We start from the raw sequence: 20,702 nt of genomic DNA on the forward strand, positions 1-20,702 counted from the left end.
TTAAGCAGGATAAAAGCATGAGTCAAATCATTCACCGCAGCCTCCGTACCACCCCGGCAGTGGCAGTCAGTGCCCAGGGCGCTTACATCACCGATGCCAGTGGTCAACGCTATCTGGACGCCTGCGGCGGGGCGGCGGTTTCTTGTCTGGGTCACGCCCATCCGGATGTGCTGGCGGCGATGCACCGGCAGATCGATCGGTTGGCCTATGCCCACACCAGTTTTTTCACCAGCGATACGGTGGAACAACTGGCAGAGCAGCTTGTCCGCACCGCGCCCGGTTCTCTGAACTATGCCTATTTCGTCTCCGGCGGATCGGAAGCGGTTGAAACGGCGCTGAAGCTGGCGCGCCAGTATTTTGTGGAGATCGGGCAGCCGGATCGCACGCTATTTATTGCCCGTAAACAAAGCTACCACGGCAATACGCTGGGTGCGCTGGCCGTTGGCGGTAACGAGTGGCGCCGCCGCCAGTTCGCGCCACTGCTGATGGATGTGGTGCGCGTGTCGGCCTGTAATGAGTACCGTGACCGTGAGGCGGGTGAAAGCCAGCAGCAATATACCGAGCGCTTACTTGGCGAACTCGAAGCGGCAATTCTGGACGCCGGGCCGGAAAAAATTATCGGTTTTATCGCCGAAACGGTGGTTGGCGCAACCACTGGCGCAATGCCGCCTACGCCGGGTTATCTGCAAGGCGTTCGTCGGCTGTGTGATAAATACGGCATTCTGTATATCGCCGATGAGGTGATGTGCGGCATGGGCCGTACCGGCACGTTGCACGCCTTTGAACAGGATGGCGTTGTCCCTGACATCGTGACCATCGCAAAAGGTTTAGGCGGGGGTTATCAGCCCATTGGCGCAGTGCTGGCCAGTGAGCAAATCGTCGCCGCGCTGCAAGCCGGTAGCGGAATGTTCCAGCATGGTCACACCTACATCTGCCACCCGACAGCCGCAGCGGCTGCGCTGGCCGTGCAGCAGGTTATCGAGCGAGATCGTTTGCTCGAGCAGGTGCAGCAGCAGGGCGCGTATTTGCAGCAGGCGCTGCATGATGTGCTCGGCGGATTACCGTATGTCGGTGATACGCGCGGTCGCGGTTTGTTCGCCGGCGTGGAGCTGGTATGCGATAAAGAGCGCAAAACGGCATTCGATCCGCTGCTGAAGCTGCATGCGGCTATCAAAGCGCAGTGCATGGCGCACGGGCTGCTGGTCTATCCGATGGGCGGAACCATTGATGGCCAGCGGGGCGATCATATTCTGATTGCGCCGCCGTTTATTGTCAGCCGGTCAGAACTCGATTTCGTGGTGGATACACTGCACAAGGTCATCAGCGAAGAGACGCATAAACTGATGAGACGTCAGCCATGAACCGTTTACCTGCGCTGTCAGAACAGCAGTGGAGCGATGAACAACGCCAGCTTGCGGAGGAGATTATCAACGGGCCGCGCGGCGCGCTGCTGCCGCCGTTTGAACCGTTGTTGCGCAGCCCGGAACTGATGGCCCATGCGCAGCGAATGGGGGAGTATCTGCGCTACCGTAGCGCGCTGGGGCAGCGGTTGTCGGAACTGGCCATCCTGCTGACCGCGCGTCACTGGTCGCAGCCGGTTGAATGGGCTATTCATGCGCCAATAGCCAGGGAAAAAGGGATCCCGGCGCAGGCGGTGCAGGCAATCAATGAACGGCGTCAACCAGAGACGCTGGCGGCTGATGAATGGGTGGTTTACCATTTTTGCCAGCAGCTGCATCAGCATAAAAAAGTCAGCGATGATATCTGGCAACAGGCAATCGATCTCTGGGGGGAAAAGGGCGTTGTCGATCTGATTGGCATCAACGGTTATTACAGCTTTCTTTCAATGATTATGAACGGCGCGCAGACGCCAGTACCCGACACCAGGGATTTTATTCTTCCCGCATAAATAATTCGCACGCCTTCATTTTTATATCGCGTGCGAATGTAGGGATACTGTTTTTATTCTCAACGCCAATATCAGTTTTAGGGTATTGCGTGAAAACTCCTGTCTGCTGTCTTAATTACGCTGAGGATTATTATGTCTGCATTATTGAAAAAATTAAAGATTACCCTGGCACTGGTTGCCTGTTCGGCGAGTTTTGCCGTCATGGCACAAGATAAATTATTAGTCGGTGTGGATACTGCCTTCGTTCCCTTTGAATTTAAACAAGGCAATAAATATGTTGGTTTTGATATCGATTTATGGGAAGCCATTGCGAAGAAAATGAATGTCAGCTACGAATTACGCCCTATGGATTTTGGCGGTTTAATTCCTGGGCTGCAATCGCGTAATTTAGATGTGGCAATGGCCGGGATCACCATTACCGATGCCCGCAAACAGGTCGTTGATTTCAGCGAGGGTTACTACGATGCGGATCTCTTAATGGCGGTGAAAAGTGGTGATAATTCCATCACCAAATTCAGCGAGCTGGCCGGTAAAAAAGTGGGGCTGAAGCAGGGCACCGCCGCGGCCAGTTTTATGAAATCCAAATATAAAGCCAACTATGTCGAATTCCCCAATATTGATAACGCCTATCTCGACCTGCAGGCAGGCAATCTGGACGCGGTCGTTCACGACTCCCCGAACGTGCTCTACTACGTGAAAACCGCAGGTGGCGGTAAGGTAAAATCGACCGGGGAAACGGACAGCATTCTGCCGCAGAAATACGGTTTTGCCCTGCAGAAAAACAGCAGCCTGACGCCGAAGGTCGATGCCGCGTTAAAGGCATTACGCGCGGATGGCACCTACGACAAGATTTATTTCAAATGGTTTAACAAGCAACCTAAATAATCCCCGCCGGGCCGGGTAACCCCGGCCAGAACCGAGAGTAATAGACTGCATTATGAATTTCGAAACGAAATATATATGGGAATCCCTGCCGTTATTATTACAGGGGCTGCAGCTGACAATATTGATCTCTATGGTCGGTTTGGCGGGCGGCTTTATCATCGGTCTGCTGGCAGGAATCTGTCGTGCACTGGGAGGCGGTATCGCGAAAACGTTATCATTAATTTTTGTCGAGCTGATTCGCGGCACGCCAATTATGGTACAGGTGATGTTTATCTATTTTGCCTTGCCAATGATTCTGCCTGTTCGTATCGACCCTATCACGGCCGCGATGGTCACCATTATTATTAACTCCGGCGCGTATATTGCGGAAATTACGCGCGGCGCAATTTTGTCCATCAATAGAGGATTTAAAGAAGCCAGTCTGGCGATGGGATTATCGCAGCGCGCAACGCTATGGCATGTGATTATGCCGCTGGCCCTGCGCCGCATGATCCCGGCGTTGGGCAACCAGTGGATTATCAGCATTAAAGACACCTCGCTGTTCATTGTTATCGGCGTCGCGGAATTAACGCGCCAGGGGCAGGAGATCATCGCCGGGAACTTCCGTGCCCTTGAGGTCTGGACAGCGGTAGCCCTGATTTATCTTGCCGTCACCCTGTGCCTGAGCTTCCTGCTGAAGCAACTGGAGAAAAGGATCCATATTTTATGAGCATGGTTGAATTTAGCGCGGTCGCTAAACATTTCGGCACCACCCAGGTGCTGCACGATATCAATCTGAAAATTGATGCCGGTGAAGTGGTCGTGATTATCGGTCCTTCAGGTTCAGGTAAATCGACGCTGCTGCGTTGTATCAACAAGCTGGAAGAGATCTCCTCCGGCACTTTGTTGGTTGCCGGAATGCACCTGACCGATCCTCACGTCAACGAGTGCGAAATCCGCCGCGAAGCGGGGATGGTATTCCAGCAGTTTCATCTGTTTCCGCATCTGACGGCGCTGGAAAATGTGATGTTTGGGCCTATCCGCGTACGCAAAATGAGTCAAGCGGCAGCCCGCGAACAGGCGCTGGCGCTGCTGGAACGTGTCGGCCTGGGCGAACGGGCCGAGCACTATCCGTCGGAGCTTTCAGGCGGCCAGCAGCAGCGCGTGGCTATCGCCCGCGCGCTGGCGGTGAAACCGAAAATGATGCTGTTTGATGAGCCAACCTCTGCGCTCGATCCGGAGTTGCGCCATGAAGTATTAAAAGTGATGCGTTCACTGGCGGATGAAGGGATGACCATGATTATAGTGACGCACGAGATTGGCTTTGCACGCGATGTGGCCTCTCGATTGATTTTTATCGATGGTGGAACCATTGCTGAAGATGGCCCACCTGATATCCTGCTGAATGCCAGTAGCAATCCGCGCCTGAAAGAATTTTTACAGCACGTTTCCTGAACATAAGTGAATCCATCACATGAAGAAAATCGACATCAGTGGTTCCCCGTTTGAGATTGGCCTGCGCCTTGGCGAGCTTGGCCGTGAAGCATGGCATCAGAAACTGATGCTCACGTCATTGTGGCAAACGGTGATGACCCTGCAGGCATCCCCTGAGACCCGGTTAATGCGCGCTGAGGTGCAGCGGCATTATCCGCACATCTGGCAGGAGCTGGAGGGGTTGGCGCAGGGGCTGGAGGCCAATGTTGATCAGGTCTTTGCCTGGAACTGCCGTGGCGATCTGGTGCGCTCAACGTCGGATGGCTGTACGACGGTGGCCGGGGTAAACGCCGCAGGCGAGCGGATTATTGCGCACAATGAAGACGGTTTTCCTCAGTTACGGGATGAATGCTTGCTGGCTACCATTACCCCGAGTCGCGGTCTGAGCTTTACGAGTTTTGCCTATCCGGGGTCGATTTGCGGCCACACCTTTGCGGTGAATGAAAAAGGTGTCGTTAACACGGTGAATAACATCCGTGCAGTGCATCGTCCGCAGGGATTACCGCGTCAGATCCTGGCTCGCGCCTCGCTGAATGCGAACACCCTCGACGAGGCCATCACTATACTTACCGGCCAGCCGCGATCCGGGGCGTTTCACCATACGCTCGGGCAGCTGGGCGATACGCGGCTGTTCAGCGTTGAGGCCACCGGTCAAGGCTGTTCCGTTCTCCCCCTGAAGACGGTAACCGGGCATGCCAACCATCTGGTGCATGCGGCACTGGCTGGCGTTGAGCAGATCGTTACCGACAGTTCAGCGTCGCGGCAGTTACGCCTCGTGCAGTGGCGGGAAACGCAACCTCCGTTTGACGCCGCAGCGGCAAAAGCCATTCTCTCAGATACCCATGACGCCGAACTGCCAATTTACCGGCTGGCTGCCGACGATCCGGATGAGGAGAACACCCTCGCCACGGCAGTTTTCACCCTCGATGCCAACCACGTCAGGTGGCAAATTTTCGACATTAACCGCGACGATGCTAAATTTCAGGGAGAAGTGCGTGGGTGAGATAGCCGGTCGTCAGTCATAAAGGGCAGGGTAGTACCGTTGGTACCGTCCGGATACTGCCAGATATCGGCGTCCAGGGAGATGTCCTGAAGCGCGGTGTCCGGAATATTCAGGTTTGCGTCTCTATACGATTCGGGCCATCGCCGTTTCTCATCTGCCTCGTGCGCGCCGAAGCATACTTTCACGGACATACTACGAAAAACAAAATGTCTTGTTCAGTTAAGTATGGCTTTCAGGACATCGCCTGTTAATTAGCCCTTACACCTTAGTTGATGATTTCAAGGTTACCGCTGTTTCTGCTTTCTTATCCTTTCGTATGTCGCCTGCATCTCACTAAAAAATTTATACAACTTTGTCAGAGTTACACTTTTTTACGTATTAACTTTTTTTTGCCGCGCTTAAAAACGCTTGACAAAATCAACGCCAAAGTTAAATTTGAGCGATCGCTCTAATTTTATGTCATGTATTTAGAATGGTAAAAATGGTTCTTAATGATTTACAAAACACTCTATAACAAGGGGAATAGCGTAATGCCACTTTTTTTCCAGGAAACTCAGTTGAAGAGAGCAAATATGATTACCCTTGCTCTGGCTTTTACTTTCTCTATTTTTTCCGCACCAACCTCAGCAAATGCCTCACCATCAAAAACTTATCGTATCGCTGTTTATAGGGGAGATGCCGGGTGCGCGGGGTGTTCAGAAATGGTGGTGAAATCGCTCATCGGTACTGGCCTGCCGCTGAACATCGCTTATGTGGGTGAAAAAGAAACGCTGAAAGTGAATGAGCAAACGCTTAAAAAATTCGATATCTACATTCAACCCGGCGGCGGTCAGGATATAGCCGGTTCTTATGACGTCATTGGTGATGATGGCGCTGAGGCTATCCGTCAATTTGTGAAAAGCGGCAAAGATTTTATTGGCATTTGCATGGGGGCGTATCTTGCCGATAAAGACTGGATTGGGCTCATTGATGCTCCCCTTGAGTCAGAAGTGGGAAGACCTGGTTCACGCGCCTATGATGAGGGGGATTACACCTTGCAAGTGAAATGGAATAATAAACAGGAACCTTTTTACTATCAGGATGGCCCCTATCTGAATAACACAACCTCAAATGCTGGGTTCCAGGCGATAGCTTATTACGACAATGGGGATGTCGCTATCGCCAGATATAAGTATGGGGAAGGGCATGTCATATTATCAGGCCCTCACCCTGAAGCCGATGAGACATGGATAGATGCCCGAGTTGCGGGTAACACCACCGCGGAAAGTAAAATGAAACGCATTTTAAGCTATCTGGACATAAACAAGCGCTAATTTCTACTGCGGGTTTTTCATGCGTTTCAGAAGGATTTACCAAGGATTTTAAAAGAAATCTCATATATTTCATCAAGGAAGGCGACTCTTTTTTCCTTTGAGTAATCGAGGATCAGCAAACTCGAATATCCATCTATTAATGCATTTATTTGTCTGGCGGATACTGAAGCGTTTATCGAGGAAAACTCGCCCTCATTAATTCCAGAGTCGATGATTTCTTCGAGTATATTGATCCATTGCAGTGATTGATTATGAACCAAATTAGCATAATCATCGTCGCGCGCGGCCAACGGCCAGAGTTCAAGGTAGAGCAGCCAGTGCGCTGATGGCGCATCAGGTAACAGCGTTTTGATATATAGCCTGACCCTGTCAGTTGGGCTCATACTTTCCGAGGCGTTAAACGTTGCATGACATTCCTGGATATCATTATCAAACATATATTTTATGGCCGATTTTTTTAATGTTTCCCAGTTACTATAATAATGATAGATGTGGCTCCTTGAAATATTAAGCTTTTGTGTAACATCGCGGGTGGAGACATTGTTGAATCCTTTTTCTCTAAAAAGCTGCAGAGCGGCTATCTTTATTAGTTCCGAAAAATTTGTTGCTTTCAAAATTTAACCTTCATAGTGCGTAAAATTATCGTGTCGCAGAAAACGCTCTATCATTGCTCTGCACCTAATCAACAGCCAAATTTACTACACAGTCATGACCAGAGGCAATGACTGGGTTTTACACAGGACGGTGAACGTTACCATCATGGCGTGGCGGTTTCTTACATCTGCGATTGTTCCCTGAACGATTTCCGAGAGGCGTTCGTAGGTAGAGCAGGGAAGCCAGCCGGGTCAGCGCGGCACAAACCGGCGCACCGTTATGCCATTATACTATCTGTAGCGCTCGTAGGTCACACGCCAGCCTTCACCTTTATCGACAGGCGACAGTTCAAGTTTATTTCCTGTTAAATGAAAAGCGCGCTCCATTTTTTGACCAATTAATCCACTGGCAAGTGCAGAATTCACCGTTAAGATGAAACGCCCGGCAACATCGTCAATTTTAATATCACCATAAAGTGCTTCATAACCGTTTACCGTATAGGCGGAGTCAGGTACTGTTTTGTCCGGATTGCTTGCTTGCGCAGACAAGGTTCCGGCATCGGTGATAATAAGTTGTCCGGTGTAAGGTATCTCTTTCAATTCTTCACCAGTCCCGGTTTCAAATTTGACCATTTTCCACGCGCCAATCAGGGCGGACTGATTGCTGTCTTTCCCTGATAAGGTACCTTTCTCTGTACAAACCGGCTGGACATTATTGCCATTGGCCATGACGGGGATAACCCGGGTGGCCATAAAAAGAATGACCGCAACCTTGATGTAAAAACGCATATATATTCTCCATTGTTTTATGATTAGAAATCTGAACGGCTGATTATAGGATTTTGATTCCTGTGACCTTTTGAAGATAGCTGAATAGCTTATCCTGATAAGCGATATGACTAATTCTCCTTGTAGCTGATGCGATCATTCGGCTTCGTCCCGAATTGGGTGTGGGAATGCATATTCACTGTTGATTTTTACAATCAGAAAACTGACCAGGGCCAGTATCAGAATGACCCAAGGCAAACCATTGACGCCGGGGCCCTGAAGGATAATTCCTCCGGTAATCCCCCCCAGGGCAATCGCCGCGTTCCAGCTCACCACCGTCATGGAGATCGCTACATCAGCACCATCTTCCGCCGCATCGGCAAGTGCGGTATTCAACAGCGTTGCAGCACCACCAAATGTCACACCCCATACAGCGCTACCTACAATAAGAATGGCGGGTGTATAAGAGAACAGCCCCAGGAATAATGAGACGATAGAAAATATAGCCAGCGATGCCAGTACCATTTTACGTAAATGGCTATCAATTATTTTTCCGGTAAAGATAAGACCCGCGAGAGCGGACAGGCCAAAAATTAATAAAATACCGTCAACATGGGCCCCCATACCTGATAATGACGAAAACGGTGCGATATAGGTGTAAAGGATATTGTGTGCAAGCATCCAGGTCAGTACGACCGCGAGAACCGGCCTGACCCCGGGGGTCGCCAGTACTTTCCTGAACGGTATTTTTTGATGTTTTTGCTGCCCCGCAGAGTCCGGAACGCTGATACGGATCCATATCATTAGTAACAGCGAAAGTACTGACATAATACCGAACGTCAGGCGCCAGCCAAGATAATGCCCAAGCCAGGTTCCCAGCGGAACGCCTAGTGAGAGCGCCAGCGGTGTCCCAGCCATGGCTATCGCCATAGCCCGACCCTGATGAAGCGGGTCAACAATTCGGCGTGAAAACCCCGCCAGCAGGCTCCACGCCAGTCCCGCAGCCGCCCCGGCCCCCAAACGCGCTAACAGGGTCAGGTAAACATTTGATGAAAGTGCGGTAATGGTATTAAAAATGAAGCATCCCGCTACGGTCATTAATAAGACATATTTCCGATTCCACGACCGGGTAACGATAGTTAACGGAATAGCGGCAAATAATGACCCGAGGGCGTAGACGGTGACCCACTGGCCTGCGCTAGCCAGCGAAATATTCATTCCCTTACTGATTTCTGGCAATAATCCTGCTGGAATAGTTTCCGTCATGATGCAAATAAATCCGGTCATCGCAAAAGCCATTAATGGCATATAGGGAAATGTGTCTTTCATTTTCTGCATTCTGCAATACCGTTAATGATTAATTAAGCCTGCCAGGTGCGCAGGCTTAGCGCCTAATGGAGTAGGTTGTTAGGCAATTAAAGTGCCATATTCAGTATTGTTTCCGCCACTTCAGCAGTAATTTTTCCATGTTCACCTAATGCGATATGCCCATGTTCTTTTAACTTGCCGATAACGGCTGAAATATCTTCCGCGCCCAGACCATAATCAGAAAGTCGGGTTTTAACGCCCATCAGTTCAAAAAATTCCACGGTGGCATTGATAGCCTCATCGGCCATTTTTTCGCTATCAGACTCAGGAATATTCCAGACACGCGCACCGTACTGAGCCAGCTTTTCTGCTTTTTCCTTTTTGCACAAGCGCCATAGTGCAGGCATAACGATAGCGAGGGTACGGGCGTGGTCGATTCCGTATAATGCAGTAATTTCCTGGCCAATCATGTGAGAAGCCCAGTCAGTTGGGACACCTGCGCTCAACATTCCATTCAGGGCCATCGTCGCAGCCCACATGATGTTAGCTCTGGCGTCGTAGTTCTGTGGATTTTTAAGGGCTACTGGGCCTTCTTCTTTCAGCGTGCTCAGCAGTCCTTCCGCCAGGCGATCCTGCACCTTAGCGTTAACCGGGTAAGTAATGTATTGCTCAAGAACGTGGACAAAGGCATCAACAACCCCGTTTGCGGTTTGTTGTTCAGGCAGCGTGTAGGTCATTTCCGGTTCGAGCACTGAAAATTTCGGCATAACGTAAGGGGAGGTGAAAAAGAGTTTATCCTGGGTGGTCACCCGATTAATCACCGCCGTGTTATTCATCTCTGAACCCGTGGCCGCCAGGGTCAGCACGCATCCAAAAGGGAGAGCTTGTTTCACCACGCCGCCATAACTCTTGACGATCTCCCATGGATCATTTTCGTAGAGGGCTGCGGCGGCAATAAATTTAGTCCCGTCGATCACTGAACCGCCGCCCACGGCCAGAAGAAAATCAATTTTTTCTGTTCTGACAATCTCAACGGCTTTCATCAGGGTTTCATAATGAGGGTTTGCTTCTACACCGCCAAACTCATAAACCAGGGTGTTTGTCAGGGACTCTTTTACGCGTTTCAATATACCGTGTTTTATAACGCTGCCCCCGCCATAGACAATCATGACCTTTTTACCCTGCGGGACTTCTTGTGCTAACGCAGAAATTTGATCGCGACCAAAAAGAATTTTTACCGGATTATGATAGATAAAATCTTGCATAATGATTACCTCATTTTCAGAATTAAAAGCCGTCACTACAACGAGGACATATTCACGTCGTGGAATATAAAGTACCATTTTGAATTTTATTTATTAATCAACATAAATTTCACTTACTTGTGAAATTTATTTGATAATTAATGACAGGCTGGTACGCTGACGTCTCCAGTAGGGACCGAGGAGGAGGAATCGTGTGGATGAATTAAAGGTTTTTTTAACAGTGGCCAGGCTGAAAAGCTTTACCAAAGCCGCAGCTGAAATAGGTGTGACACCCTCAGCCATCAGCCACACGGTGAAATCTCTTGAGGAAAGGCTTGGGATCCGCCTGCTGGCCAGAACCACCCGCAGTATCTCCACTACGGAAGCAGGTGAAAGGCTCATTAACGAAGTTGGCCCGTTAATGGAACAGGTTGATGATGCTATTAGTCGGTTGAGTGAGCTTAGGGAAAAACCCACTGGCGTCATACGCCTCACGGCGGCAGATGATGTTATCCAGTATTTGATCCGTCCTGTATTACCGGACTTTCTGAGTCGCTACCCAGATATTCAGATTGAAATCGGCATTGACTATGGATTTACAGATATTGTTGATCAGCGTTTTGATGCCGGGATTCGTCCGGGCGATGTTCTGAATAATGATATGATTGCCGCAAAAATAAGCCAGAACTGGCGCCAGCTTGTTGTTGCTGCACCAGATTATTTTAAGCGTTATGCTAAGCCCAGGAAGCCGCAGGATCTTTTGAACCACAACTGCATTAACGTCCGCTATTCTGATACGAGTGGATTGTACGCCTGGGAATTCGAGAAAGATGCTCAGAAATTCAGTCTGAAAGTCAAAGGGCAATATATTGCGAACAGCACGATTCATCAGCTTGATGCAGCATTAGACGGGCTGGGGATTGCCTATATTCCCGAGTATGTTGCAGATGGATATATCAAAAGCGGCAAGCTGATTGCTGTTCTGACCGAGTGGTGTCCATATTTTGACGGCTACCATATTTATTATCCTCACCGCCGACAGGATTCTCCTGCGTTTATGGCTTTTCTGCAAGTTTTGCGTGACAGGTACAATAATGGAATAAGATAAACTTATGAGTAAAAGGATTATGTCCACGATAAGCACTCGGGGCGATTCCTGGGAGGCGGCCATGAGGGTAGGGAAGCGCCGTCCCGTCAAGTCAGCGTAATGCTCTGCCAGTTTTTCACACAGCAGAGTTGTTCCCGGTTTTTCCAAAAATTACAATCAATTCTGATCAGAAAAACTCATCGAGCATCAAATAAAACTGCAATTTGTTCATATCAGGATTATCAATGCCATATTTATGAAAAAGCCGTTTCTGTAATGAAGGTGAAAACTCACCGAGGCAGTTCCATAGGATGGCAAGATCCTGGTATCGGTCTGCGATTCCGACTCGTCCAACATCAATACAACCTATTAATTTCCCCTCGTCAAAAAAAAGGTTATCAAGTGAGAAATCACCATGAGTGACGACTGAATCCGGTGAGAATGGCAAAAGCTTATGCATTTCTTTCCAGACTTGTTCAACAGGCCAGCCATTACGCTCGTCATCAAAATCACTCGCATCAACCAAACCGTTATTCATTCGTGATTGCGCCTGAGCGAGACGAAATACGCGATCGCTGTTAAAAGGACAATTACAAACAGGAATCGAATGCAACCGGCGCAGGAACGCTGCAAGCGCATCAACAATATTTTCACCTGAATCAGGATATTCTTCTAATACCTGGAATGCTGTTTTCCCGGGGATCGCAGTGGTGAGTAACCATGCATCATCAGGAGTACGGATAAAATGCTTGATGGTCGGAAGAGGCATAAATGCCGTCAGCCAGTTTAGTCTGACCATCTCATCTGTAACATCATTGGCAACGCTACCTTTGCCATGTTTCAGAAACAACTCTGGCGCATCGGGCTTCCCATACAATCGATAGATTGTCGCACCTGATTGCCCGACATTATCGCGAGCCCATCTATACCCATATAAATCAACATCCAGGTTGGAATTTAATCGCGGCCTCGAGCAAGACGTTTCCCGTTGAATATGGCTCATAACACCCCTTGTATTACTGTTTATGTAAGCAGACAGTTTTATTGTTCATGATGATATATTTTTATCTTGTGCAATGTAACATCAGAGATTTTGAGACACAACGTGGTTCCCGCCATGTGAAAATCCGGCCAGACCAACATCATTCTGGCGCTCCGAAAGAAGGGATATTCGCCGCCGTGACCAGCCTGAAGCGGGTCGCATAATCTTTGGCCGCTTCGTAGTCGAGGAACATGGCATCGAGCGTGCCAATAAATTTTGAGCTTGATAGGATTTTGATGTTATGCTATGAAAAAGAATTATTTACAGGTCTGGAGGTAATTTATATGACGCCAAAAGAAATACTTTGCCAATGGGTTGACGCATTTAATAATGCAGATGTAGAAACTATTTCAGAATTATATGATGATAATGCAATAAACCATCAGGTAGCCAATGAGCCAGTTATTGGGAAAGAGGCTATAAAGAAAATGTTTGAACAAGATTTTTCTTTTCCAGAAATGGTTTGTATCGTTGAAAACATTTTCGAAGATGGACAATGGGCAATTTTAGAGTGGCGTGCCCCATTAGGTTTGAGGGGTTGCGGTTTTTTTCAAATAGTAAATAATAAAATTTTATTTCAAAGAGGCTATTGGGATAAGCTATCTTTCTTAAAACAGCACAATTTACCTATTGAATAAAATTCATATATACCTTATATGAATAGCTTGCAACTTTCTTAAAGTGTGCATTAAGGGAAGCATAATAACTTCCCTTAACCAATCTGTGGATTCTTTACACCATCGTATAATGTGATCCTGCTTTTCCAGGTAGCCCCGGGTGGCCTCAAAATAGGTGAATGTCGATTCCGGTTTTACAAATCGAAGCTGCATCAGGTGGCTCGTCGCGTCGTCGACGTAGATCAGTGCGGTACAGGCGGGTGCACGGTTCTCGAACCAGTGATGGTCGCAGCCATCAATCTGGCTCAGTTCGCCGCAGCAGGCCCGGCGATAGCGTGGCTGCTGAATTTTCGGCGCACGTTGTTTGCGGGGGATCCGGAGACCGGCTTTGACCATGAGTGAACGGACGGTCTCTTTGGACAGGTGAACATCGTGCAGTTCTGCGAGTTTCACACATGCAAGCGTCGGCCCAAAGTCGGTATAGCGATCTCGGATTATATTGAGCGCATACTGTGCAAAACCATCAGGCAGCTGGTTATTGCTGGGGTTTCCTCGACGGCGGTTAGCCATACCTGGCGGGCCAGATTCACGGTAACGCGACAGAAGACGCCGGCACTGACGAGCGGAGATACCCAGGCGCTGCGCGGCCATCTGCGTTGTCAGGTGCCGGTCGACAACATGGGTTAACTTCATCCAAAGTAAAAAACTGCGCTGAATGGGCCATGAGCAGAATCCCGGGATGGTTAACTGAGTTCTGATCAAAACCGCATAATCTTGCTACTTCTATATTGGTGCGCATAATGTATATTATGTTAAATTCAATTAAAGAAGCCGAGTCTGCCGCAATGCGCCCCCATACCCTTACCTTACCCCGCGCTAAGCCGGGATATTCAAATCATTTCCAGTCGCTAAAGAACTAACGCCATCGTGTCATCCACCTGCCGCCGCAACGCCTGGGAGCGCCTTCCGTCACGCGCAGCTCGCACTCATATCGCGCAGACTCAGGAGTCTGACCCGGTGTGCCTGTTCGATGGCGTCGCTCCCTGCTGCTCTTTGGGCAATAATGAGCGAGGCGAGATGCCAAAGGCTTTGCGGAAGGCGTGGCTGAAATGAGAGAAATCAGAGAAGCCGAAATCCAGCGCCGCCTGGGACACGCTACTGACTCGTCCGCGTTCGAGGGCCTCTCGGCTCGCTCGCAGCCTCTCCTGCCAAATCACGGCCATCGGCGTTTTTTTGTGGCGGGCGAAAGCACGCGTGACGGTGCGAATGGAAACATGGTGCGCCCGAGCCAGGCTCTCAATGTTCAAATCTGGATCGACAAGCTTCCGCCGAATGTAAATCATCATCCTGGCGTACAGATCGCGCTCAGCACTCACGTTATCCAGATCCTGCAATTCCAGACTCAGCACCAGCAGGTCCAGCATCGTCTGGGAGAAACGGCCAGAAATATCTGGGTTGTCCAGACACGCGGGCATCGCTGTCGCCTGACGCAGCATTTCACGCAGTGGAATCACGCCGGGCCGACTGTCGTCCAGTACCATAGCGGTGAGCGTTTCAATCCTCGGCAAACGACAACTCAGCAGATGCCGCGGGATCCGCACCAGGTGGTTATCGCCACCACCCAGGCTGAAACTGAACGTCTGCGCGGCGTCGTATAACACCAGACTATCCGCCGCCAGCGCCGCCTTGCGCCCTCCCTGTTCAAGCTGGCCGTACCCGCCTTGCATATAGCCCAGCCACAGATCGTCGTCTGGCCCCTGCCTCAGATAACGTGCGGTGCGTTCCCAGCGGTGCAACGGCGCGGACAACGAACAGATATCCACCATCCCCACCCCGCGTACCGCAAGCCGGGCGTCAAAGTCGACCCCAGCCATGGGCACGCTGGCGGCCGGAATGCAGTGACGCAACACCACGTCGTTCCAATACTCGAAGCGGCGCGACTCGGCAACGCCAATGGTCGAATAGTGGGAGCAGACCGCAGACGGCATGATGCTATTCATAATTGCTCACCTCGCACCTTAATTCCCGCATCAATAACAGACACGGGTTCACAGACAGCAACTATCGTGCCAGCACTCAGATGTCCCTCCAGCTCTCACTCGCATCCGCGCTAAGGCAGAGGAAATATCGCTGACGCTCCGTCGATGCGCCAGGCGTCCCACGTCGCGAATGGCGTCGAAAAAGCGAGAACCGCACTCAAGGTGTGCACATCTGCGCTATGACGGAGCATCACGCTATGGGCCTTTTCAGCCTGCCCGCCCGTTGTCCCTGCCAGCCAAACGACTGTCCTTATGAAACAAGTACGCAGCAAATTTCTCCCTAATATCTGTAACCGTAAGATCTTCCGGCCACGTTGGTACCGGGAAATAAACAAGAGATATCAGACATGAGGGTAACGTTATGACTGTTAGTGGCACCACATCTCGTATCAGCCTGGTCGCCTGCACACTCTGGCTGGCGACGATCCCGGCCCATGCGGTCGATCTCAACTCACAGGATCTCATTCCGGCTCCTGCCGGTACCGATGCCATTCTGGCGTATTTCACCTACGCCACGCGAGACAGCTTTACCCCCACAGGTGGCGACGAAATTAAGCAAGGCACCGGGCTGGACTCCTTCGTCAGCATCTTTCGTTACGTCCACTATATGGATGTGGGGGGCTTCACGGTCGCGCCGCAGGTGCTGATGCCCTACGGACGTCTTTTTAACGGCTCCCTGGGCGGTGCCCGCCTCGATTCCGCCAGCGGCCTGGGCGACCCCATTCTGGCCGCCCCGGTCTGGCTGGTGAACAACCCCAGCACCACCTTCGCCCTCGTGCCCTACCTGTACGTCCCTGCCGGTTCCTACGATGCCGGGCGCACGCTCAACGTCGGTGAGAACCGCTGGAAGTTCGATCTGCAGCTTGGCGGCGTGCAGCAGCTTGGTAACGGTTTCGCCACGCAGCTGTCCGCTGATGCGATGTGGTATGGCGACAACGACGATGCCACGGGCATCGGCACCGGCCGCCTCAAACAAGACAACACCTATCAATTTCAGGGCTGGGTAAGCTGGACGCCGCCCGCAGACACCACCTGGACCGTCTCCGCCGGTTACGCCAAATTGTGGGGCGGTAAGCAGCAGATCGACGGCGTCGAGAACGGACAAGCGACGCGTTCGGATCAGGTAAGGCTGGAATTGTCGAAATTCATCACCCCCACGGTGCAAGTGCAGGGCTTGCTCCAACGCGACATCAACGTCGATGGCGGTTTTAAGGAAGATCTCCACACCACCCTGCGCGTGATGAAACTGTTCTGATTGAACAGAGGCCTATACACCCCCTTCCACTCACATGTTACGGAGAAATCCACCATGAGCGAACAGCAGCAAAAGCCGTCTCTCTATGAACGTCTCGGCGGGTATGACGCCGTCTACGCCTTCGCAGGCGAAGTGTTGAAGACCTGTATGAAGCATCCCGACATCGGCCATATCTGGGCGCACGTGTCCGAGTCTTCATTTCAGAAAGAGCATATCAACTTCGTTGATTTCTTGTGCAAGCACTGGGGTGGCAACACCGTCTATCGGGGACGAGATATGGTGACCGCGCATCGCGGCATGGGGCTGACCGAGGTGCACTGGAAAGCCGTATTCGAGTCTATCGACGAGTGTTACGAAAACTTCAATGTGCCGCAGGATATTCGTGAAGAGGTCAACGCTTTCCTGACCCAATTCAAGCCCGCGGTCATCGGCAGTCCTTCGTATCGCGACGTGGTGCTCTCACATCCGGACATGGACGTGACCAAAGGCATGAAAAGTGTCGGTATCCACTGGCCTAAAGCCGATAAGCCGTCTTAACACCTTACGGACACCCACAGGCTGCGCGGGTGTCCATTTCAGCCAAACGACTGACCCGGATAACCAAGTCAGGATGGCATTCCGGGCTTATGTTCAAGACAGGCGCATGAGCAAACACAGAAAAAAGGAAACAACATGGCTATTCAACGTCCCACTGCTGAACAACTCCAGGAGCTTGCCGGTCGGCTGCATATCAGCCTGACGCCGGCGCAGGCCGAGGAATATCTGGCGGTGATGCAGGCTAACTTCGACGCTTACGATCTGATCGACTCCCTTCCCGACGATATCCCGGAGGTCCGCTATCCGCGCGCCGCCGGCTATCGTCCGACTGGCGAGGAAAATCCGCTCAATGCCTGGTATTACAAAACGGAGGTAAAAGGTGCAGCGACTGGCGCGCTGGCCGGGCGGACCATCGCTCTGAAAGACAATGTCTCGCTCGCCGGCGTACCGATGATGAACGGCGCCTCCACGCTCGAAGGTTTCGTCCCATCCTACGACGCGACCGTGGCCACCCGCCTGCTGGATGCCGGGGCGACGATTCTCGGCAAAGCCACCTGCGAGCACTTCTGCCTCTCCGGCGGCAGCCACACTTCCGACCCGGCCCCGGTGCACAATCCCCATCGTCATGGCTATTCCTCCGGCGGTTCGTCCTCCGGCAGCGCCGCACTGGTGGCGGCTGGCGAAGTGGACATGGCGATAGGCTGCGATCAGGGCGGTTCCATCCGTATCCCTTCCGCCTTCTGTGGTACCTACGGCATGAAACCGACCCACGGTCTGGTGCCTTACACGGGCATCATGCCGATTGAGGCGACCATCGACCACGCCGGTCCCATCACCGCCAACGTGCGCGACAACGCACTGATGCTGGAAACCATCGCCGGGAGTGACGGGCTTGACCCGCGTCAGTACGCGCCCGTTGTAGAGAGCTATACCGCCGCCCTCGGAAAAGGTGTGCGCGGCCTGAAAATCGGCATTCTGACCGAGGGATTCCAGTTGCCGAATATGGACCCGCAGGTAGAAACGAAGGTGCGGGACGCCATCGCCCGCCTGCAAGCACTGGGCGCCATTGTTAGCGAAATTTCCGTGCCGGAACACAATCTGGCGGGCGCGCTTTGGTCGCCTATCGGCTGCGAAGGTCTGACCGCCCAGATGATGCACGGCAACGGCATGGGTTTTAACTGGGAAGGCCAGTACGACGTCAGCCTGCTGGACAAACACGCGCAATGGCGCGACAGCGCGGATGCCCTCTCCCCGTCGCTCAAAGTTTGCATGTTCGTCGGCCAGTATGGGCTGGAGCGCTATAACGGTCGCTACTACGCCAGAGCGCAGAATATCGCGCGTCGGGCCCGCGCCGGCTACGACCGGGCCCTGAGCGATTTCGATCTGCTGGTGATGCCTACCGTGCCTGTGCTCGCTCAGCCAATACCAGGCCCGGACTGCTCCATCACCGAATACATCTCGCGCGCTTTCGAAATGATCGGTAACACCGCTGCGCAGGACATCACCGGTCACCCGGCCATGTCTATCCCCTGTGGCATGGTCGACGGACTTCCGGTTGGCATGATGCTGGTAGGACGTCATTACACTGAAAACACGCTCTATCAGGCCGCCGCCGCTTTCGAAGCCTGCGGTGACTGGCGGACGTTTTAACCTTAACTCTCGGGAAGCCTAAAATGAGCCATAAACACGACCACGACCATACCCAACCCCCCGTTGATATCGAGCTACGCGTCCGCGCACTGGAATCCCTGCTGCAGGAAAAAGGCCTGATCGACCCGGCTGCGCTGGATGAGCTGATTGACACCTACGAGCACAAAGTCGGCCCCCGAAACGGCGCACAGGTTGTCGCCAGAGCGTGGAGCGACCCGGAATACAAACGTCGACTGATGGAAAACGCCACTGCCGCTATTGCTGAACTGGGTTTCTCCGGAATACAGGGCGAAGACATGCTGGTCGTGGAGAACACGCCGGACGTGCACAACGTCACCGTTTGTACGCTCTGTTCCTGCTACCCCTGGCCGGTACTGGGTCTGCCGCCGGTGTGGTACAAATCAGCGCCCTATCGTTCGCGTATCGTCATCGACCCGCGCGGCGTTCTCGCCGAGTTCGGGTTACACATACCAGAAAACAAAGAGATTCGCGTCTGGGACAGCAGCGCCGAGCTGCGCTATCTGGTCCTGCCTGAACGTCCGGCAGGCACGGAAGGCTGGAGCGAAGCGCAGTTGAGCGAACTCATCACGCGCGATTCGATGATTGGCACCGGTGTGGTTAGCGCACCATAACGAAAGGAGAAAACCATGAACGGGATACATGATCTGGGGGGGATGCACGGCCTTGGCCCGATCCCTACCGAGGAAAACGAGCCCTATTTCCATCATGAGTGGGAACGCCGGGTATTTCCTCTGTTCGCCTCGTTGTTCGTCGGCGGACACTTTAACGTCGATGAATTTCGCCACGCCATCGAACGTATGGCGCCGACCGAATATCTGCAGTCGAGCTACTACGAGCACTGGCTGCATGCATTCGAAACGCTGCTGCTGGCAAAGGGGGTGATCACCGTTGAAGAACTGTGGGGTGGCGCGAAGCCTGCCCCCTGCAAGCCTGGCACACCTGTGCTGACGCAGGAGATGGTGTCGATGGTGGTCAGCACCGGCGGGTCTGCTCGGGTCAGTCACGATGTTGCGCCCCGCTTCCGGGTGGGCGATTGGGTACGAACGAAAAATTTCAACCCGACCACCCATACCCGCCTGCCACGCTACGCACGCGATAAAGTCGGTCGCATAGAGATCGCTCACGGTGTGTTTATCACGCCAGATACTGCGGCGCACGGGCTGGGCGAACATCCCCAGCATGTTTACAGCGTCAGTTTCACCGCGCAGGCGCTGTGGGGAGAGCCGCGCCCTGACAAAGTGTTCATCGATCTGTGGGACGACTATCTGGAGGAAGCATGAATACGGTAGCACAACACGATTACGCCGCCCTCGGGTTACCGCGCGATGAGGAAGGGCCGGTGTTCGATAAGCCCTGGCAGGCAAAAGCGTTCTCCCTGATAGTCCATCTCCACCGGGCCGGGCTGTTCCCGTGGGCAGAATGGGTACAGACATTCAGTAAAGAGATCAACGCGGCGCCGGCGCAACCGGGTGAAAGCGCGAATGATGCCTACTATCGTCAGTGGACGGCGGCGATGGAAAACATGATGACGGCACTCAACCTGACGGTGCCGGATGAAATCAGCCGACGGACGCAGGAGTGGCGCAAGGCGTATCTCAACACGCCCCACGGCCAGCCGATTGTACTGGCGAACGCCAGTTGCCCGCCGGCACATAGCCATCATCACCTTTCGCCGGGCGTGCCGGTCACGGTGAGTCCGGCACTCGCTACCAACAGCAAAATCGATAATGGAGTTACACCATGAGTGATATCACCCTTAATGCCCACACCCCGGCTGCTCCCATTCCTGTCGCGAAACTGCTGCCCTGGGCGCTGTTCACCGCCCTGCTGGCGCTGCTGGCCATCTATTTCGTTGGCGCAGAACAAGGCGCAACGTCGATGTTTTCCGGCACGCAGGTGCATGAATTCTTCCACGACGCACGTCATCTGCTGGGCTTTCCCTGCCACTGAGGAGGCGG

General features: G+C 52.3%; 22 protein-coding genes and 1 pseudogene. 16 read left to right on the top strand and 7 right to left on the bottom strand.

Annotated features, from left to right (window positions below):
- Positions 1 to 17 precede the first annotated feature (17 nt).
- The 7 genes from JLG71_RS13880 (at position 18) to JLG71_RS13910 (ending at position 6,583) form a co-directional block, all read left to right on the top strand.
- Positions 18 to 1,361, top strand: a complete 1,344-nt coding sequence (locus JLG71_RS13880; RefSeq protein WP_014229371.1) for an aspartate aminotransferase family protein — start codon at positions 18 to 20, stop codon at positions 1,359 to 1,361.
- Complete coding sequence (locus tag JLG71_RS13885; RefSeq protein ID WP_014229370.1) at positions 1,358 to 1,909, top strand: carboxymuconolactone decarboxylase family protein; 552 nt, start codon at positions 1,358 to 1,360, stop codon at positions 1,907 to 1,909. The genes JLG71_RS13880 and JLG71_RS13885 overlap by 4 nt, the downstream gene beginning before the upstream one ends.
- Positions 1,910 to 2,041: 132 nt before the next feature.
- On the top strand, positions 2,042 to 2,794 hold the full coding sequence (gene glnH, locus JLG71_RS13890; RefSeq protein WP_044112285.1) for a glutamine ABC transporter substrate-binding protein GlnH: 753 nt from the start codon (positions 2,042 to 2,044) through the stop codon (positions 2,792 to 2,794).
- A 52-nt stretch (positions 2,795 to 2,846) separates the two neighbouring features.
- Positions 2,847 to 3,503 (top strand): glutamine ABC transporter permease GlnP, encoded by a 657-nt coding sequence (glnP, locus tag JLG71_RS13895; protein WP_001008622.1) that lies wholly within the window; start codon positions 2,847 to 2,849, stop codon positions 3,501 to 3,503.
- A 2-nt stretch (positions 3,504 to 3,505) separates the two neighbouring features.
- On the top strand, positions 3,506 to 4,228 hold the full coding sequence (gene glnQ, locus JLG71_RS13900; RefSeq protein ID WP_025106350.1) for a glutamine ABC transporter ATP-binding protein GlnQ: 723 nt from the start codon (positions 3,506 to 3,508) through the stop codon (positions 4,226 to 4,228).
- 19 nt (positions 4,229 to 4,247) lie between these two features.
- Positions 4,248 to 5,270: a C45 family autoproteolytic acyltransferase/hydolase gene (locus JLG71_RS13905; protein WP_200914294.1), complete on the top strand. Its 1,023-nt coding sequence runs from the start codon at positions 4,248 to 4,250 to the stop codon at positions 5,268 to 5,270.
- Positions 5,271 to 5,800: 530 nt separating this feature from the next.
- The gene (locus JLG71_RS13910; protein ID WP_148849655.1) at positions 5,801 to 6,583 is read left to right on the top strand and encodes a BPL-N domain-containing protein; all 783 of its coding nucleotides are present in this window, start codon (positions 5,801 to 5,803) and stop codon (positions 6,581 to 6,583) included.
- Positions 6,584 to 6,609: 26 nt separating this feature from the next.
- On the opposite strand, the gene JLG71_RS13915 is transcribed toward JLG71_RS13910, so the two are convergent.
- The 4 genes from JLG71_RS13915 to JLG71_RS13930 all read right to left on the bottom strand — a co-directional run bounded on the left by JLG71_RS13915 (position 6,610) and on the right by JLG71_RS13930 (position 10,517).
- On the bottom strand, positions 6,610 to 7,197 hold the full coding sequence (locus tag JLG71_RS13915; protein ID WP_148849654.1) for a TetR/AcrR family transcriptional regulator: 588 nt from the start codon (positions 7,195 to 7,197) through the stop codon (positions 6,610 to 6,612).
- A gap of 270 nt (positions 7,198 to 7,467) precedes the next feature.
- Positions 7,468 to 7,965 carry a lipocalin-like domain-containing protein gene (locus tag JLG71_RS13920; RefSeq protein ID WP_200914295.1) on the bottom strand — a complete coding sequence of 166 codons (498 nt, stop codon included), beginning with the start codon at positions 7,963 to 7,965 and terminating at the stop codon, positions 7,468 to 7,470.
- A gap of 135 nt (positions 7,966 to 8,100) precedes the next feature.
- Positions 8,101 to 9,282: an MFS transporter gene (locus JLG71_RS13925; protein WP_224293094.1), complete on the bottom strand. Its 1,182-nt coding sequence runs from the start codon at positions 9,280 to 9,282 to the stop codon at positions 8,101 to 8,103.
- A 77-nt stretch (positions 9,283 to 9,359) separates the two neighbouring features.
- Positions 9,360 to 10,517 carry an iron-containing alcohol dehydrogenase gene (locus JLG71_RS13930; protein ID WP_021243026.1) on the bottom strand — a complete coding sequence of 386 codons (1,158 nt, stop codon included), beginning with the start codon at positions 10,515 to 10,517 and terminating at the stop codon, positions 9,360 to 9,362.
- 193 nt (positions 10,518 to 10,710) lie between these two features.
- On the opposite strand from JLG71_RS13930, the gene JLG71_RS13935 reads away from it, so the two are divergent.
- Positions 10,711 to 11,604 (top strand): LysR family transcriptional regulator, encoded by an 894-nt coding sequence (locus JLG71_RS13935; RefSeq protein WP_025106358.1) that lies wholly within the window; start codon positions 10,711 to 10,713, stop codon positions 11,602 to 11,604.
- 166 nt (positions 11,605 to 11,770) lie between these two features.
- Here JLG71_RS13935 and aph(3')-Ia read toward each other — a convergent pair whose 3' ends face one another.
- Entirely contained in the window at positions 11,771 to 12,586 is an 816-nt protein-coding gene (aph(3')-Ia, locus tag JLG71_RS13940; RefSeq protein ID WP_200914296.1) for an aminoglycoside O-phosphotransferase APH(3')-Ia, read from the bottom strand.
- A 323-nt stretch (positions 12,587 to 12,909) separates the two neighbouring features.
- Between aph(3')-Ia and JLG71_RS13945 the strand changes: the two genes are divergently transcribed.
- Positions 12,910 to 13,263 carry a nuclear transport factor 2 family protein gene (locus tag JLG71_RS13945; RefSeq protein WP_025106359.1) on the top strand — a complete coding sequence of 118 codons (354 nt, stop codon included), beginning with the start codon at positions 12,910 to 12,912 and terminating at the stop codon, positions 13,261 to 13,263.
- A 120-nt stretch (positions 13,264 to 13,383) separates the two neighbouring features.
- On the opposite strand, the pseudogene JLG71_RS13950 reads toward JLG71_RS13945, so the two are convergent.
- Both JLG71_RS13950 and JLG71_RS13955 read right to left on the bottom strand, forming a co-directional pair.
- A pseudogene (locus tag JLG71_RS13950) lies at positions 13,384 to 13,966 on the bottom strand (helix-turn-helix domain-containing protein); the annotation flags it as partial.
- Positions 13,967 to 14,243: 277 nt separating this feature from the next.
- Positions 14,244 to 15,242, bottom strand: a complete 999-nt coding sequence (locus tag JLG71_RS13955) for an AraC family transcriptional regulator (RefSeq protein ID WP_182094422.1) — start codon at positions 15,240 to 15,242, stop codon at positions 14,244 to 14,246.
- A gap of 400 nt (positions 15,243 to 15,642) precedes the next feature.
- Between JLG71_RS13955 and JLG71_RS13960 the strand changes: the two genes are divergently transcribed.
- The 7 genes from JLG71_RS13960 to JLG71_RS13990 all read left to right on the top strand — a co-directional run bounded on the left by JLG71_RS13960 (position 15,643) and on the right by JLG71_RS13990 (position 20,694).
- Complete coding sequence (locus JLG71_RS13960; protein ID WP_049079835.1) at positions 15,643 to 16,536, top strand: transporter; 894 nt, start codon at positions 15,643 to 15,645, stop codon at positions 16,534 to 16,536.
- Positions 16,537 to 17,073, top strand: coding sequence for a group I truncated hemoglobin (locus tag JLG71_RS13965; RefSeq protein ID WP_224237130.1), 537 nt, complete (start codon positions 16,537 to 16,539; stop codon positions 17,071 to 17,073).
- Between the two features lie 135 nt (positions 17,074 to 17,208).
- A complete protein-coding gene (locus JLG71_RS13970; protein WP_200914297.1) occupies positions 17,209 to 18,723 on the top strand; it encodes an amidase in 1,515 nt (504 codons plus the stop codon).
- Positions 18,724 to 18,746: 23 nt separating this feature from the next.
- Complete coding sequence (nthA, locus tag JLG71_RS13975; RefSeq protein WP_009652266.1) at positions 18,747 to 19,355, top strand: nitrile hydratase subunit alpha; 609 nt, start codon at positions 18,747 to 18,749, stop codon at positions 19,353 to 19,355.
- Positions 19,356 to 19,370: 15 nt separating this feature from the next.
- Entirely contained in the window at positions 19,371 to 20,024 is a 654-nt protein-coding gene (gene nthB / locus JLG71_RS13980) for a nitrile hydratase subunit beta (RefSeq protein WP_025108349.1), read from the top strand.
- Positions 20,021 to 20,488 carry a nitrile hydratase accessory protein gene (locus JLG71_RS13985; RefSeq protein ID WP_049083582.1) on the top strand — a complete coding sequence of 156 codons (468 nt, stop codon included), beginning with the start codon at positions 20,021 to 20,023 and terminating at the stop codon, positions 20,486 to 20,488. Before nthB ends, JLG71_RS13985 begins: the two co-directional genes overlap by 4 nt.
- On the top strand, positions 20,485 to 20,694 hold the full coding sequence (locus JLG71_RS13990; RefSeq protein ID WP_004850884.1) for a CbtB domain-containing protein: 210 nt from the start codon (positions 20,485 to 20,487) through the stop codon (positions 20,692 to 20,694). The genes JLG71_RS13985 and JLG71_RS13990 overlap by 4 nt, the downstream gene beginning before the upstream one ends.
- Positions 20,695 to 20,702: the final 8 nt, after the last annotated feature.

The sequence above is a fragment of the Klebsiella michiganensis genome (assembly GCF_015139575.1).
GTDB classification, from domain to species: domain Bacteria; phylum Pseudomonadota; class Gammaproteobacteria; order Enterobacterales; family Enterobacteriaceae; genus Klebsiella; species Klebsiella michiganensis.

What these genes read in the sequence shown, in the direction of transcription:
- JLG71_RS13910 (WP_148849655.1), top strand. Translation starts at nt 5,801, where the DNA reads ATGCCACTTTTTTTCCAGGAAACTCAGTTGAAGAGAGCAAATATGATT.
- JLG71_RS13885 (WP_014229370.1), top strand. Translation starts at nt 1,358, where the DNA reads ATGAACCGTTTACCTGCGCTGTCAGAACAGCAGTGGAGCGATGAACAA.
- JLG71_RS13955 (WP_182094422.1), bottom strand. Translation starts at nt 15,242, where the DNA reads ATGAATAGCATCATGCCGTCTGCGGTCTGCTCCCACTATTCGACCATT.
- glnH (WP_044112285.1), top strand. Translation starts at nt 2,042, where the DNA reads ATGTCTGCATTATTGAAAAAATTAAAGATTACCCTGGCACTGGTTGCC.
- nthA (WP_009652266.1), top strand. Translation starts at nt 18,747, where the DNA reads ATGAGCCATAAACACGACCACGACCATACCCAACCCCCCGTTGATATC.
- JLG71_RS13880 (WP_014229371.1), top strand. Translation starts at nt 18, where the DNA reads ATGAGTCAAATCATTCACCGCAGCCTCCGTACCACCCCGGCAGTGGCA.
- JLG71_RS13990 (WP_004850884.1), top strand. Translation starts at nt 20,485, where the DNA reads ATGAGTGATATCACCCTTAATGCCCACACCCCGGCTGCTCCCATTCCT.
- glnQ (WP_025106350.1), top strand. Translation starts at nt 3,506, where the DNA reads ATGGTTGAATTTAGCGCGGTCGCTAAACATTTCGGCACCACCCAGGTG.
- JLG71_RS13945 (WP_025106359.1), top strand. Translation starts at nt 12,910, where the DNA reads ATGACGCCAAAAGAAATACTTTGCCAATGGGTTGACGCATTTAATAAT.
- glnP (WP_001008622.1), top strand. Translation starts at nt 2,847, where the DNA reads ATGAATTTCGAAACGAAATATATATGGGAATCCCTGCCGTTATTATTA.
- JLG71_RS13960 (WP_049079835.1), top strand. Translation starts at nt 15,643, where the DNA reads ATGACTGTTAGTGGCACCACATCTCGTATCAGCCTGGTCGCCTGCACA.
- JLG71_RS13930 (WP_021243026.1), bottom strand. Translation starts at nt 10,517, where the DNA reads ATGCAAGATTTTATCTATCATAATCCGGTAAAAATTCTTTTTGGTCGC.
- JLG71_RS13970 (WP_200914297.1), top strand. Translation starts at nt 17,209, where the DNA reads ATGGCTATTCAACGTCCCACTGCTGAACAACTCCAGGAGCTTGCCGGT.
- JLG71_RS13905 (WP_200914294.1), top strand. Translation starts at nt 4,248, where the DNA reads ATGAAGAAAATCGACATCAGTGGTTCCCCGTTTGAGATTGGCCTGCGC.
- nthB (WP_025108349.1), top strand. Translation starts at nt 19,371, where the DNA reads ATGAACGGGATACATGATCTGGGGGGGATGCACGGCCTTGGCCCGATC.
- JLG71_RS13925 (WP_224293094.1), bottom strand. Translation starts at nt 9,282, where the DNA reads ATGCAGAAAATGAAAGACACATTTCCCTATATGCCATTAATGGCTTTT.
- JLG71_RS13920 (WP_200914295.1), bottom strand. Translation starts at nt 7,965, where the DNA reads ATGCGTTTTTACATCAAGGTTGCGGTCATTCTTTTTATGGCCACCCGG.
- JLG71_RS13985 (WP_049083582.1), top strand. Translation starts at nt 20,021, where the DNA reads ATGAATACGGTAGCACAACACGATTACGCCGCCCTCGGGTTACCGCGC.